Origin of the sequence: Pseudoxanthomonas sangjuensis (genome assembly GCF_010211755.1) — a bacterium.
GTDB lineage: Bacteria > Pseudomonadota > Gammaproteobacteria > Xanthomonadales > Xanthomonadaceae > Pseudoxanthomonas_A > Pseudoxanthomonas_A sangjuensis.
This window is the reverse complement of the sequence record NZ_PDWR01000004.1, coordinates 66,486-79,656: the sequence shown is the minus strand read 5'-3', so window position 1 is coordinate 79,656 and position 13,171 is coordinate 66,486. Positions and strand designations below refer to the sequence as shown.

Here is a 13,171-nt window from a genome sequence, read left to right as displayed (position 1 = left end):
CGGGGCAAGCGCTCCGACGGACCGCTAACGGAACGGATGCAGAATAGCCCGGCCCTCCCACCAGAACCCGATATGCCGACTCCCGCCAGCGCCGCACCCGAAGGACTTTCCCGCCGTACCTTCTGGATCCTGCTCGCACTGGCCGTGCTGAGCATCGCCGCCGGCATCGGCCTGCGCGAACCCACCCCGCCGGACGAACCGCGCTTCGTGCTGGCCGCGAAACACATGGTCGAATCCGGGCAGTGGCTGTTCCCGCACCGCGGCAGCGAGTTGTACGCGGAGAAGCCGCCGACCTTCATGTGGTTGCAGGCGGCTTCGTACGAAGTCGTGCGCAACTGGCGCATCGCCTTCCTGCTGCCGTCGCTGCTGTCGGCGCTGCTGGTGCTGTGGCTGGTCCACGACCTCGGCAAGCGCCTGTGGAACGAGCAGACCGGCCGCTACGCCGCGCTGGCGGTGTTCGTGGCGCTGCAGTTCGGGCTGATGGCCAAGCGCGCGCAGATCGACATCACCGTGGTCGGGATGATGACACTGTCGCTGTGGGGCCTGCTGCGCCACCTGCTGCTCGGCCCCGACTGGCGCGCACTGTGGCTGGGCTGCTTCGCCGCGGGACTGGGCACCGTGACCAAGGGCGTCGGCTTCCTGCCGCTGCTGGTGCTGGTGCCGTGGCTGGTGCTGAGGCTGGCGCATGGCCCGAAACCGGAATGGAGCGGCGCGAACCTCGGACGCAGTGCGCTGGGGGTGCTGTTCTTCGCGCTCGGCGCCGGGGTCTGGGTGTTCCCGATGGCGTACGCGGCCTACGCCGGCAGCGACCCGGCGCTGCAGCGCTACGCCAACGAAATCCTGTTCCGGCAGACCGCCACGCGCTACGCCAACGCCTGGCACCACGTGAAGCCGTGGTGGTACTTCGGCCAGGTGATCCTGACCCTGTGGTTGCCGCTGTCGTGGCTGCTGCCGTGGCTGGCGCCGGCGTGGTGGCGCGAGCTGAAGCGTTTCGACGCGCGCTACGTGCTGCTGCTGGGCTGGGCGCTGCTGGTGCTGCTGTTCTTCAGCGCCAGCCCGGGCAAGCGCGAGGTCTACATCCTGCCGGCGTTGCCCGCGTTCGCGCTGGCCGCCGCGCCGCTGCTGCCGGGACTGCTGCAGCGCAAGGGCGTGCGCCGGCTGCTGCTCGGCTACCTGTTCGCGTTCGCCGCGGTGTTCCTGCTGGGCTCGTTGGCCGCGCTGACCGGGCACGGCCACTGGGCCGACAAGCAGGCGTCGATGCGCGGCATGGACGCTTCGACCGTGCGCGCGATGCTGCTGTGGCTGCTGGCGCTGGGTATCGCCTGGCTGGCCGCGGCGCTGTACGGCTGGCGCCGCAAGACCTGGCCGGCCGTGGTCGCGGCGACCGCGGTGCTGTGGATCATCTTCGGCATCGGCCTGACCCCGACGCTGACCGCCGACAGTTCGGCGCGGGCATTGATGGAGAAAGTCGGCCGGCGCATCGGCCCCGGTGCCGAGCTGGGCATGGTCGGCTGGAAGGAACAGAACCTGCTGCAGGCCGACCGCCCGGCGCGCGATTTCGGCTTCAAGAAATCGTGGCAGCAGCAATGGGCCGGCGCCGAGGCGTGGCTGGCGGAAAAGCCCGAAAAACGCTGGGTGTTCGTGCTCGACGAGGCGATGAGTCCCTGCGCCGACCCGGGGCAGGTGGTGGCGATCGGCCAGTCGAACCGGCGCAACTGGCTGCTGGTGCCGGGCACGGCGTGGAAGCCGGGTTGCCGGACGCCGGAACTGGCGGGGCAGGCCGCTTACGAGATCGACGATAATGACGACTGACGCCTCGCCCGATCCGAGCATGAGCCAGCTTCCCCTTTCCGTCGTCGTCCCGGTCTACAACGAACGCGACAACGTCGCGCCGCTGGTGAACGAGATCGTCGCGGCATTGCGCGGCAACGCGCTGCTGAATGGCGGCGGCTTCGAAATCGTCTACGTCGACGACCATTCGACCGACGACAGCCTGCAGGTGCTGCAGTCGCTGAAGTCGACGACGCCGGAACTGCGCGTGCTGCACCACGTGAAGAACAGCGGCCAGAGCACCGCCATCCGCACCGGCATCAAGGCCGCGCGCGGCGAGTGGATCGCCACGCTCGACGGCGACGGCCAGAACGATCCGGCCGACATCCCGAAACTGCTGGCCGCGCGCGACGCGGACACGACCGGCACGCGGATGTTCGCCGGCTGGCGCGTCAACCGCCAGGACAGCGGCAGCAAGCGCTGGGCGTCGAAATGGGCCAACGCGATCCGCTCGCGCCTGCTGCAGGACGACACGCCGGATACCGGTTGCGGGCTCAAGCTGTTCGAACGCGCCGCCTTCCTCGACCTGCCCTACTTCGACCACATGCACCGCTTCCTGCCGGCGCTGATGCAGCGCGCGGGCTGGAAGACGGTCAGCGTGCCGGTCAACCACCGCCCGCGCGGCAGCGGCGTGTCGAAGTACAACAACCTCAACCGCGCGCTGGTCGGCATCCGCGACCTGCGCGGCGTGGCGTGGCTGATCGCGCGCAGCAAGCGCACGCCGGTGGAAGAACTGTGAGCGCGGACGTCCACTGGCTGAACCAGGAAATCGTGTGGCTGGGCTGGACCGGCCTGCACGTCACCGGCTGGAAGCTGATCGGCTACACCGGTGCCTTCATGTTCGGCGGGCGCTGGCTGGTGCAGTTCATCGCCTCGAAGCGCGCGCGCAAGCCGGTGATCCCGCGGCTGTTCTGGTACATGAGCGTGGTCGGCAGCCTGATGACGCTGAGCTACTTCCTGTTCTCCGCCAAGCAGGACTCGGTCGGCGTGCTGCAGAACCTGTTCCCGGCATTCACCGCGCTGTACAGCCTGTACCTGGACATCAGGCACCGCGGGTGGAAGCGCAACAAGGCGACGCATTAGGCGCAATGCTTTTGTAGAGTCGAGCTTGCTCGACCGTTCCGGGTTTATCGCACGGGGAACGAAAAGCGGTCGAGCGAACCCGACCCTACGCAGCACACCGCGCACAAAGCCCGTGCACTTCCAGCGTCTGCGCCTGCGGCCTGAAGCCGAGCGCCTTGGCGCGGTCTTCCAGCTGCGAGACGACTTCGACGTCTTCGAGTTCGACGGCGCTGTGGCAGCGGTCGCAGATCAGGAACGGCACCGAGTGCTGCGCGCTGTTGGGATGGTGGCAGGCGACGAAGGCATTGACCGATTCCAGCTTGTGCACGAAGCCGTTGGCCATCAGGAAGTCGAGCGCGCGATACACCGTCGGCGGGGCGTCGGCGCCGACGCCCTTGCTTTCGCGCACCAGCTCCAGCAGTTCGTAGGCCTTCACCGGCTTGCCGGCTTCCGCGATCAGTTCCAGTACCCGCGAACGGATCGGCGTCAGCCGCAGCCCGCGCTCAAGGCAGGCCGCCTCGACCGCGCGCACGAAGCCGCCCGCGTCGTCGACGTGGTGCGACGGGTCGGTGCAGGCTTCGTGATGGGCGTGCTTGCGGGCCATGTTCGGGTATTTAGGCGCTTTTCCCCGCGATTTCAACCGCGGCGGCAATGCGCTTCAGCGCCTCGTCCCGGCCGGCCAGGTACACCGTCTGCGAAATGTCCGGGCTGACCTGGGTGCCGGTGATCGCCACGCGCAGCGGCTGCGCGACCTTGCCCATGCCCACGCCGAGTTGCGCCGCCACGTCGTGCAGCGCGACGGAAACCGCTTCGACAGTCCATTCGGGCAACACGGCGAGCAGCTCGCGCGCCTTGGACAAGGACACCGCGGCTTCCGGCTTCAGGTGCTTGGCCACCGCGGCCTCGTCGTAGGTTTCCAGCGGCACGAACCACACCGCCGACTTCTCCGCCATTTCCTTCAGGGTCTGCACGCGCTCGCGCAGGGCAACGACGATGTCGGCGGCCTTCGGCCCCTTCGACGGGTCGAGGCCCAGCTTCCGCAGCTGGTATTCGAGCTGCGGTGCGATGCTCTCCGGCGCGTCGGTCTTCAGGTAGTGCTGGTTGACCCAGCCCAGCTTGGCCATGTCCAGGCGCGCGGCCTTGCTGTTCACGTCCTTCACGTCGAACAGGTCGATCAGTTCCTGCCGCGTGAACAATTCCTGGTCGCCGTGCGACCAGCCAAGCCGCGCCAGGTAGTTGATCAGCGCGTGCGGCAGGTAGCCGGCGTCCTTGTACTGCATTACGTCGGCCGCGCCGGTGCGCTTGGACAGCTTGGCGCCCTGCTCGTCCAGGATCATCGGCATGTGCGCGAACTTCGGCACCGGCGCGCCGAGCGCTTCGTACAGGTTGATCTGGCGCGGCGTGTTGTTGATGTGGTCGTCGCCGCGGATGACTTCGGTGATGCCCATGTCCCAGTCGTCGACCACCACCGCGAAGTTGTAGGTCGGGTAGCCGTCCGGGCGGAAGATCACCATGTCGTCGAGCTCGCTGTTGGCGATCTCGATGCGGCCCTTGATCAGGTCGTCGAACGCGACCACGCCGTCGAGCGGATTCTTGAAGCGGATGACGCGGTTGGGATCGTCGCGGTACGGCAGGTTCAGGGCGCGCGCGGCGCCGTTGTAGCGCGGCTTCTCCTGCCTGGCCATCGCCGCCTCGCGCATCGCGTCGAGCTCTTCCTTCGACTCGTAGGCGTAGTAGGCCTTGCCCTCGGCGACCAGCTGCTCGGCGACTTCCCTGTAGCGGGCGACGCGATCGGTCTGGTAGATCGGGCCTTCGTCGTAGTCCAAGCCCAGCCAGTCCATCGCCTCGAGGATCGCGTCGATCGCCGCCTGCGTGCTGCGCTCGCGGTCGGTGTCCTCGATGCGCAGGATGAACTGGCCGCCGCGATGGCGCGCCTCCAGCCAGCAATACAGCGCGGTGCGCGCGCCGCCGATGTGCAGGTAGCCGGTGGGACTGGGGGCGAAACGGGTGCGGCAGGTCATGGGGGACTCGGATTGCGGAATCCGCTGATTTTACCCTGTAGGAGCGGCGTGAGCCGCGATGGGGCTTTCCCATGAACGCTCCATCGCGGCTCACGCCGCTCCTACAATAGGGCCATGACCACCCTTTTCATCTCCGACCTGCACCTCGACCCCGCCCGGCCTGCGGTCACCGAACTGTTCGGCCGCTTCCTGCGCGAGGAGGCCCGCCGCGCCGACGCGCTGTACATCCTCGGCGACCTGTTCGAGGCCTGGGTCGGCGACGACGACACCTCCGAGGTCGGCGCCTACACTGCTGCCCGCCTGCGCGAAGTGGCGGACGCCGGCGTGCCGGTGTTCTTCATCCGCGGTAACCGCGATTTCCTCGTGGGGACCGATTACGCGCGCCGCGCCGGGTTCCGCATCCTGCCCGACCCGGCCGTGGTCGCGCTGTACGGCAAGCCGACCCTGCTGATGCACGGCGACCTGCTGTGCACCGACGACGTGCCCTACCAGCAGTTCCGCGCGCAGACCCGCAATCCGGCGTGGCAGGCGCAATTCCTGTCGCAACCGCTGGCGGCGCGGCTGGCCTTCGCCGCGAAGGCGCGCGAGGCGAGCATGGCGCGGCAGAAGGAGATGCTGGGCAGCGACAAGGCGCAGTTCGAGACGGTCACCGACGTGACCCCGGCGACGGTCGAAGCGACCTTCGCGCGCTACGGCATCGACATGCTGATCCACGGCCATACGCATCGTCCGGCGATCCACGGACTCGACGTTGCTGGCCACGCATGCAAGCGCGTGGTGCTGGGCGACTGGTACGAGCAGGGGTCGGTGTTGCGGGCGGATGCGGGCGGAATGAAGCTGGAAAAGCTGTAGGCCGGCGCTTTCTTGGACCGTCATCCCCGCGAAAGCGGGAATGACGAACGAACGCTACGGGGCTTCCAGCGCCGCCAACTCGTCTTCGTCGAACCCCGCCGACAACCGCGCCTCGAGATTGAACGGCCCGTGCAGGTAACCACCTGCATACTCGCGAAGCAATTCGCGGAATCTTGAACGCGGGTCGATACCGCGCTGCCCGCAATACCAGCGGTACCAGCGCGAACCGGCGGCGACGTGGCCAACCTCTTCGCGCAGGATGACGACGAGGATGTCGGCGGTGGCGTCATCGCCGAGTGAACGCAGCTTGGCAATCATCCCCGGCGTCACGTCCAGGCCGCGCGCCTCCAGCACGCGCGGCACCAGCGCCATCCGCGCCAGGCCGTCGTGCGCGGTCTTCTCGCACATTTCCCACAGGCCGTTGTGCGCGTCGAAGTCGCCGTAGTCGTAGCCGAGTTCCTGCAACCGCTTGCGCAGCATGGCGAAGTGGCGCGATTCGTCGTTGGCCACCGAAACCCAGTCGGCGTAAAACTCCCGCGGCAACCCGCGGAACCGATACGCCGCATCCCAGCCCAGATCGATCGCGTTGAGTTCGATGTGGCAGACCGCGTGGATGAAGGCGGCGCGGCCCTCGACCGTGCCGAAGCCGCGCCGCGGCAGGTCGCGCGGATGCACCAGCCTGGGCTTCGACGGCCGACCCGGCATGCGGATCGGTTCGGGCACGGGGGCGTCTTCGGGAATGGCCAGTTCGCCGCACGCGAACGCCGCCGCGCAGCGCTGCGTCAGCGCGGCCTTTTCGCCGGGATCGGCGGTGGCGAGACAGAGGGCGGCGGCGTCGAAAAGGGATTGCATGTTTCCGCAGGGCACGGCGCGCCGCCCCCCCATCAACCGACGCGGCGCTTGTGCTTGGCTTCGTCGCTGCGCAGCTGCTGGATGCGGTCGAAATAGCCGTCCTCGATGCCGGTGACGTATTCGCCGTTGAAGCACGACGAGTCGAACCGGGCCAGCTCGCGGTTGCCCTCGCGCACCGCGGCCTCCAAGTCCTCGAGGTCCTGGTAGATCAGCCAGTCGACGCCGAGCAGCTTCTCGATTTCCTCGATGCTGCGGCCGTTGGCGACCAGCTCGTCGGCGGCCGGCATGTCGATGCCGTAGATGTTCGGGTAGCGCACCGGCGGCGCGGCGGAGGCGAGGTAGACCTTGCGCGCGCCGGCGTCGCGGGCCATCTGCACGATCTGCTGCGACGTGGTGCCGCGCACGATCGAATCGTCGACCAGCAGCACCACGCGGTTGCGGAACTCCAGGTTGATCGGGTTCAGCTTGCGGCGCACCGACTTAACGCGCTCGCCCTGCCCCGGCATGATGAAGGTGCGGCCGACGTAGCGGTTCTTGATGAAGCCTTCGCGGTATTTCACGCCGAGCACGTTGCTGATTTCCAGCGCCGCGTCGCGCGAGGTGTCCGGGATCGGGATGATCGTGTCGATGTCGTGGTCCGGGCGCAGGCGCAGGATCTTCTCGCCCAGCTTGACGCCCATGCGCATGCGCGCCTTGTGCACCGAGACGTTGTCGATCATCGAGTCGGGACGGGCGAAGTACACGTATTCGAAGATGCACGGCGCGTGCTGCTGCGGCCCGGCGCAGACTTCGCTGAACAGTTCGCCGCGCGCGGTGATCACCAGCGCCTCGCCCGGCATCACGTCGCGCACGCGCTGGAAGCCGAGGATGTCGAGCGCCGCGGACTCCGACGCGACCATGTATTCGGCGCCTTCGTTGTGCTCGCGCTTGCCCAGCACCAGCGGACGAATGCCGTGCGGGTCGCGGAAGGCGACGAGGCCCAGGCCGAGCACGGTGCTGACCACCGCATAGCCGCCCTTCACCCGCTTGTGCACGCCGGCGACCGCGCGGATCGCCGCGTCCGGCGACAGCGTGCGCTGCTTGTCCAGTTCGTGCGCGAACACGTTCAGCAGCACTTCGCTGTCGGATTCGGTGTTGATGTTGCGGCGGTCGGTGGCGAACACTTCCTGGCGCAGCGCGTCGGTGTTGATCAGGTTGCCGTTGTGCGCCAGCGCGATGCCGTACGGCGAATTGACGTAGAACGGCTGCGCCTCGTCCAGCCCCTCGGAACCGGCGGTCGGGTAGCGGCAGTGGGCGATGCCGACCCGGCCTTCGAGCACGCTCATCGACTGCGCGTTGAACACGTCGCGGACCAGGCCGGTGCCCTTGTGCACGCGCAGGCGGCTGCCGTCGGCGGTGGCGATGCCGGCCGCGTCCTGGCCGCGGTGCTGCAGCACCGTCAGGCCGTCGTACAACTGCCCGGCGACGTTCTGCGCGCCGACGATACCGACAATGCCGCACATGGTCTGGGGATTCTCCGGCTGGTTCTGTTCGCCCGCTCAGTTGGGGGCGGATGACCCCGGATCCAACGGTTCCGGGGCGGACGGTTGCGTTCGTTCTGGCGGTTGCTGGACGCCTTCGTCCAGCGGCACGGGCAACGGCAGGTTCGCGTGGCCGTCATTATCGCCTGCCGGCGCGGCATTGCCAAAGACGATCCGTTCAGCCACCCAGTCCGGCAGCCAGCCGCGCAGCCACAGCGCGCCCGGCAACAGGGCCGGAACGACCCGTGAGCGCTGCCAGGACGATTCCTGCGGCATCCGGGTGAAACCCAGCAGCAGCAACAGCGCGCAGGCGACGAAGACGCCGCGGACCAGCCCCAGGCCGAGCCCCAGCACGCGATCCAGCCCGGACAGGCCGACGCCCTTGACCAGCTTGCCGACCACCCAGCCGGCCAGGCCGACGAAGACCATCACCGCAACGAAGCACAGCGCGTAGCCGCCGAACAGCTCCGTCAGCGCCGGCTGGCCGTCGTCCGAGAGCATGAAGGCGACCTCGCCGCCGTAACGGAACGCCACCCAGCTCGCCAGCACCCAGGCCAGGATCGACGCAACCACGCCGACGAAGCCGCGCAGCAGGCCGAGCACGGCCGAAACGCCGACCAGCGCCAGCAGGGTGACATCAAGCAGCGGCATGCGAACCCGTATCCGGTTGCACCGGGCGAAGGCGGCCAGCTACCGGTTTCCGGCTCCCCGTCTTCAAGGGTGCGGGCGCACCATGCCATTGACGCCGAGCTTGGCCGCGACCTGCGCCTTCAGCTTGTCGGCGTCGTCGCGGCTGGCCACCGGACCCACGCGCACGCGGCTGAGCGTGCCCTTGTCGGTGCGGACCTGCTCGACGAAGGCGCTGAACCCGCTGGCGCGGGCCTTGTCGCGCAACGCGATGGCGTCGGCGCTGCTGCTGAAGGCGCCCAGTTGCACGGCGAAGCCGGTGCCCGAGGCGGCCGGCTTGGCCGGTTCCGGCCTGGGTGCCGGCGGTTGCGGCGCGGCGGCGACGGGCTTGGCCGGCTCGGCCTTCGCCGGCGCGGGCCTGGCGGGTTCGGGAGGCAGTGCCTCGGTCCGCACCGGCTGCGCCGCGACCGCGGGCCGGGGCGCGGATGCGGATTCCGCATCGGCATCGAGCACGACCACCTGCGCCTTGACGTCGTCGCGCACCTTCACCGCTTCCAGCCGTACGATCTCGGCCTGGGCGCGGTCGGCGTAGGGGCCGATGCGCACCCGCCACGCCGGCTGGCCGTTGACCAGGTCGGCGACGCTGTAGCCCGGCAGCCGCGACTGCTTCAGCCGGGCGATCACCGCATCGGCATCGGCCTGGCTGGCATAGGCGCCGAAGCTGACCGCGTAATCGCCGCCGGCGACGGCGGCCGGCAGCATCGCGCCGGGGTTTTCCGCGGGCGTGGCAGGCGCCGCATCGTCCACCGGCGCCTGCAGGCCGACCGCGCCGCCCTCCGGCGCGTTGCCGGGCGCGTTCAACGGGATTTCGACGAATTGCCCCGCCGGCTCTTCCGGCACCTTCAGCGGCACGTCGGAGACGCCGCTGTCGGGCGCGGGGCCCTTGATCAGCATCGGCAGGAAGATCACGGCCAGCGCCACCAGCACGACGGCGCCGATCAGGCGTTGTTTCAGGGGTGTATCCATCGATTTCCCGGAAGCGCGGCGGGGGATGCCGGGGCGATTATAGGCACGGGCCGGCGCCCTTCCCCATCACCGGCCTGAATCCAGATGCGCCAGCGCCGCGGCGGCGGTATGGAACGAACCGAACGCCAGCACGCGGTCGCCCGGCCGTGCCCGCGCCAGCGCCGCATCCAGCGCCTGCGCGACGCCGGCGTGGCGTTCGCCGCCGCCGGCCGCGGTACCGGCGAGCTTCGCCGCCAGCGCATCGGCGGTCTGCGAACGCGGACCGGCGTCGTCGATGCCGGCGAGGAACCAGCGCGCGACCGCGTCGTCGAACGCGGCGACGACCTGCGCCGCGTCCTTGTCGGCCAGCGCCGCGTACACCGCGAACGTGTGCGCGCCACGCGGCTGCAAGTCGAGCCACGCGGCGAGTTCGCGCGCCGCCTGCGGGTTGTGGCCGACGTCGACGAAGACGTCGACGCCGTTGCGTTCGAAGTGCTGCAGCCGCCCCGGCAGGCGCACGTTGGCGATGCCCGGCGCGAAGGCGGAATCGGGCGGCGGAACCGGCAACGCCCGCAGCGCCGCGATCGCGGCGGCGGCGTTGTGGCGTTGCGCCGGCGCGGGCAGCGGCGGGTCCGGCAGTTCCAGTTCGGCGCCGACCTCGCGCCAGCGCCAGTGCCCGTCGCCGGCGGGTTCGGCGAAGAAGTCGCTGCCCAGGCGCAGCGCGTTGGCGCCGATCGCGTAGGCGCGGCGCAGCACGCTGGACGGCGAGTCGATCTCGCCCAGTACCAGCGGCTTCCACGCGCGGGCGATGCCCGCCTTCTCCGCGCCGATGCTTTCGCGGTCTTCGCCCAGCCAGTCGGCGTGGTCGATGTCGACCGTGGTGATCACCGCGACGTCGGGGTCGACGATGTTGACCGCATCGAGGCGGCCGCCGAGCCCGACCTCGAGCACGGCGAGGTCGAGGCCGGCCTGCTGGAACAGCCGCAACGCGGCCAGCGTGCCGAATTCGAAATAAGTCAGCGGGACGCTGTCTCCTTCTCCCTCCGGGAGAAGGTGCCCCGAAGGGGCAGATGAGGGTACGGCGGAGCCAGCAATGCCTGAACCATCGTCGCTTCGCCGTACCCTCACCCCAACCCCTCTCCCGCCGGGAGAGGGGCTCAAGCGCGCGTGCTCGACCGTCTCGAACGCTTCGATCAGCACTTCGTCACTCACTTCCACGCCGTCGATGCGCACCCGCTCGTTGTAGCGCAACAGGTGCGGCGAGGTGTAGGTGCCGACCTTCCAGCCGGCGGCGCGCGCGATCGATTCGACGAAGGCGACCGTCGAGCCCTTGCCGTTGGTGCCGGCGACGGTGACGACCTGTTTCGCCGGCTGGCCGAGGCCCATCCGCGCGGCGACCTCGCGCACGCGGTCCAGACCCATGTCGATGGACTTCGGGTGCTGGCGCTCGATGAAGTCGAGCCAGTCGGCGAGATCGCGCTTCATGGCCATGGACTACACGCCGCGGGATTACAACGCGCGGTGCTTGGCCTCGCCGAAGAACGGCGTGTGGTGCGCGCAGTCGTTCAGGCGCACGACTTCCAGTTGTTCGACCGTCGGGCCCTCCAGCAGGTTGATCGTGGTCGGCGCCTGCCGGAACGACCAGACGCGCGAGATCGGCAGGCCCATGATCCGGCACAGCAGCACGCGGTTGACCGCATCGTGCGCGACCAGCAGCAGGGTGTCGTCGTCGCCGAGCCCGTCGACGGCGCGCGCCAGTCCGCGCCAGGATCGGTCCAGCACCTGGCGCAGCGACTCGCCGCCGGGCATCAGCACGGTTTCCGGTTCCTCGCGCCACGCGCGCAGGCGCGCGGGGTCCTTTTCGTCGATCTCGCTGGCCAGCAGGCCTTCCCATTCGCCGTGCGCGATCTCCTGCAGGTCGGCGTCGAGGCCGAGCATGTCCACGCGCGCCTCGCCCAGCGCCAGTTCGGCGGTGCGGCGCGCGCGCGCCAGCGGCGAGGCCACCGCGCGGTCGATGCGCAGGTCGTTCAGGCGGCTGCCGAGGGCCCGGGCCTGGGCCTCGCCGACCGGCGAAAGCGGGATGTCGATCTGGCCCTGGTAGCGGCCTTCGGCGTTCCACGGCGTTTCGCCGTGGCGGGCAAGCAGGATGCGCATGCAGCGGTGTTTCCTTGGGTGGGGGCCGCCTGCGCCCGACGAACGGGCGAAACGGGAGCGGCATGATACATGGGCCCGGCCCCGGCTCCCCACAACCGGGGGCGGCAGGCCGGCGGCGTATAATCCGCGCCCTCTTTTCCGCACAGGCGTGGCCGTTCCCATGACGCAAACGATGAAGGCGCTGGTCAAGCGCGAGGCCGGCAAGGGCATCTGGATGGAACAGGTGCCGGTGCCGGCGCCCGGCCCGAACGAGGTGCTGATCAAGGTCGAGAAGGCCGCCATCTGCGGCACCGACCTGCACATCTACCTGTGGGACGAATGGAGCCAGCGCACGATCAAGCCCGGCCTGACCATCGGCCACGAGTTCGTCGGCCGCATCGCCGAACTCGGCCCCGGCGTCAGCGGCTACACGGTCGGCCAGCGCGTCTCCGCCGAAGGCCACATCACCTGCGGCCACTGCCGCAACTGCCGCGGCGGCCGCACCCACCTGTGCCCGTACACGGTCGGCATCGGCGTCAACCGCAACGGCGCCTTCGCCGAATACATCGTGATGCCGGCCAGCAACCTGTGGCCGATCCCCGACCCGATCCCGTCGGAACTGGCCGCGTTCTTCGATCCCTACGGCAACGCCGCGCACTGCGCGCTGGAATTCGACGTGGTCGGCGAGGACGTGCTGATCACCGGCGCCGGCCCGATCGGCGTGATCGCCGCCGGCATCTGCAAGCACATCGGCGCGCGCAACGTCGTGGTCACCGACGTCAACGACTACCGGCTGAAGCTGGCCGCCGACATGGGCGCCACGCGCGTGGTCAACGTCGCCAACACCTCGCTGAAGGACGTGATGGCCGACCTGCACATGGAAGGCTTCGACGTGGGCCTGGAGATGAGCGGCAACCCGCAGGCGTTCAACGGCATGCTCGACTGCATGTACCACGGCGGCAAGATCGCGCTGCTCGGCATCCTGCCCAAGGGCGCCGGCATCGACTGGGACAAGATCATCTTCAAGGGCCTGACCGTGCAGGGCATCTACGGCCGCAAGATGTACGAGACCTGGTACAAGATGACCCAGCTGGTGCTGGGCGGCTTTCCGCTGGGCAAGGTGCTGACCCACCAGCTGCCGGCCGACGAATTCCAGAAGGGCTTCGACCTGATGGAAAGCGGCAAGGCCGGCAAGGTGGTGCTGAGCTGGCCGTGAGCCCGCTTCGGCAAGGCGGAAAAAAAGGGCGCCTTGCGGCGCCCTTTCCGTTG

13 protein-coding genes are annotated in these 13,171 nt (G+C 69.2%); 5 read left to right on the top strand and 8 right to left on the bottom strand.

The features are described from left to right. Positions 1-72: 72 nt before the first annotated feature. The 3 genes from CSC71_RS03175 to CSC71_RS03165 are packed head-to-tail and all read left to right on the top strand — an operon-like array spanning position 73 to position 2,913. A complete protein-coding gene (locus tag CSC71_RS03175) occupies positions 73-1,812 on the top strand; it encodes an ArnT family glycosyltransferase (protein ID WP_162372900.1) in 1,740 nt (579 codons plus the stop codon). 19 nt (positions 1,813-1,831) lie between these two features. Continuing rightward, positions 1,832-2,569, top strand: coding sequence for a glycosyltransferase family 2 protein (locus CSC71_RS03170; RefSeq protein WP_162372899.1), 738 nt, complete (start codon positions 1,832-1,834; stop codon positions 2,567-2,569). Continuing rightward, on the top strand, positions 2,566-2,913 hold the full coding sequence (locus CSC71_RS03165) for a lipid-A-disaccharide synthase N-terminal domain-containing protein (protein WP_162372898.1): 348 nt from the start codon (positions 2,566-2,568) through the stop codon (positions 2,911-2,913). Before CSC71_RS03170 ends, CSC71_RS03165 begins: the two co-directional genes overlap by 4 nt. 85 nt (positions 2,914-2,998) lie before the next feature. Here the strand turns inward: CSC71_RS03165 and CSC71_RS03160 are convergent, their stop codons facing one another. Continuing rightward, a complete protein-coding gene (locus CSC71_RS03160) occupies positions 2,999-3,496 on the bottom strand; it encodes a transcriptional repressor (RefSeq protein ID WP_162372897.1) in 498 nt (165 codons plus the stop codon). 10 nt (positions 3,497-3,506) lie between these two features. Beyond that, a complete protein-coding gene (gene gltX, locus CSC71_RS03155) occupies positions 3,507-4,913 on the bottom strand; it encodes a glutamate--tRNA ligase (protein ID WP_162372896.1) in 1,407 nt (468 codons plus the stop codon). Between the two features lie 114 nt (positions 4,914-5,027). On the opposite strand from gltX, the gene lpxH reads away from it, so the two are divergent. Beyond that, positions 5,028-5,765 carry a UDP-2,3-diacylglucosamine diphosphatase gene (gene lpxH, locus CSC71_RS03150; RefSeq protein ID WP_162372895.1) on the top strand — a complete coding sequence of 246 codons (738 nt, stop codon included), beginning with the start codon at positions 5,028-5,030 and terminating at the stop codon, positions 5,763-5,765. Between the two features lie 54 nt (positions 5,766-5,819). Here the strand turns inward: lpxH and CSC71_RS03145 are convergent, their stop codons facing one another. From CSC71_RS03145 to CSC71_RS03120, 6 genes are all read right to left on the bottom strand, one after another. Beyond that, positions 5,820-6,617, bottom strand: a complete 798-nt coding sequence (locus CSC71_RS03145; RefSeq protein ID WP_246191939.1) for a ferritin-like domain-containing protein — start codon at positions 6,615-6,617, stop codon at positions 5,820-5,822. Positions 6,618-6,649: 32 nt separating this feature from the next. Next, entirely contained in the window at positions 6,650-8,119 is a 1,470-nt protein-coding gene (gene purF / locus CSC71_RS03140) for an amidophosphoribosyltransferase (RefSeq protein ID WP_162372893.1), read from the bottom strand. Positions 8,120-8,155: 36 nt separating this feature from the next. Then, positions 8,156-8,788 (bottom strand): CvpA family protein, encoded by a 633-nt coding sequence (locus tag CSC71_RS03135; protein WP_162372892.1) that lies wholly within the window; start codon positions 8,786-8,788, stop codon positions 8,156-8,158. A gap of 63 nt (positions 8,789-8,851) precedes the next feature. Further along, the gene (locus CSC71_RS03130) at positions 8,852-9,790 is read right to left on the bottom strand and encodes an SPOR domain-containing protein (RefSeq protein WP_162372891.1); all 939 of its coding nucleotides are present in this window, start codon (positions 9,788-9,790) and stop codon (positions 8,852-8,854) included. Positions 9,791-9,856: 66 nt separating this feature from the next. Further along, positions 9,857-11,260 (bottom strand): bifunctional folylpolyglutamate synthase/dihydrofolate synthase, encoded by a 1,404-nt coding sequence (locus CSC71_RS03125; protein ID WP_211367834.1) that lies wholly within the window; start codon positions 11,258-11,260, stop codon positions 9,857-9,859. A gap of 18 nt (positions 11,261-11,278) precedes the next feature. Continuing rightward, positions 11,279-11,923: a histidine phosphatase family protein gene (locus tag CSC71_RS03120; protein ID WP_162372889.1), complete on the bottom strand. Its 645-nt coding sequence runs from the start codon at positions 11,921-11,923 to the stop codon at positions 11,279-11,281. Between the two features lie 160 nt (positions 11,924-12,083). On the opposite strand from CSC71_RS03120, the gene tdh reads away from it, so the two are divergent. Continuing rightward, positions 12,084-13,118, top strand: a complete 1,035-nt coding sequence (tdh, locus tag CSC71_RS03115) for an L-threonine 3-dehydrogenase (protein ID WP_211367832.1) — start codon at positions 12,084-12,086, stop codon at positions 13,116-13,118. Positions 13,119-13,171 lie beyond the last annotated feature (53 nt).

What these genes read in the sequence shown, in the direction of transcription:
- gltX (WP_162372896.1), bottom strand. Translation starts at nt 4,913, where the DNA reads ATGACCTGCCGCACCCGTTTCGCCCCCAGTCCCACCGGCTACCTGCAC.
- CSC71_RS03130 (WP_162372891.1), bottom strand. Translation starts at nt 9,790, where the DNA reads ATGGATACACCCCTGAAACAACGCCTGATCGGCGCCGTCGTGCTGGTG.
- tdh (WP_211367832.1), top strand. Translation starts at nt 12,084, where the DNA reads ATGACGCAAACGATGAAGGCGCTGGTCAAGCGCGAGGCCGGCAAGGGC.
- CSC71_RS03175 (WP_162372900.1), top strand. Translation starts at nt 73, where the DNA reads ATGCCGACTCCCGCCAGCGCCGCACCCGAAGGACTTTCCCGCCGTACC.
- purF (WP_162372893.1), bottom strand. Translation starts at nt 8,119, where the DNA reads ATGTGCGGCATTGTCGGTATCGTCGGCGCGCAGAACGTCGCCGGGCAG.
- CSC71_RS03160 (WP_162372897.1), bottom strand. Translation starts at nt 3,496, where the DNA reads ATGGCCCGCAAGCACGCCCATCACGAAGCCTGCACCGACCCGTCGCAC.
- CSC71_RS03125 (WP_211367834.1), bottom strand. Translation starts at nt 11,260, where the DNA reads ATGGCCATGAAGCGCGATCTCGCCGACTGGCTCGACTTCATCGAGCGC.
- CSC71_RS03135 (WP_162372892.1), bottom strand. Translation starts at nt 8,788, where the DNA reads ATGCCGCTGCTTGATGTCACCCTGCTGGCGCTGGTCGGCGTTTCGGCC.
- CSC71_RS03170 (WP_162372899.1), top strand. Translation starts at nt 1,832, where the DNA reads ATGAGCCAGCTTCCCCTTTCCGTCGTCGTCCCGGTCTACAACGAACGC.
- CSC71_RS03120 (WP_162372889.1), bottom strand. Translation starts at nt 11,923, where the DNA reads ATGCGCATCCTGCTTGCCCGCCACGGCGAAACGCCGTGGAACGCCGAA.
- lpxH (WP_162372895.1), top strand. Translation starts at nt 5,028, where the DNA reads ATGACCACCCTTTTCATCTCCGACCTGCACCTCGACCCCGCCCGGCCT.
- CSC71_RS03145 (WP_246191939.1), bottom strand. Translation starts at nt 6,617, where the DNA reads ATGCAATCCCTTTTCGACGCCGCCGCCCTCTGTCTCGCCACCGCCGAT.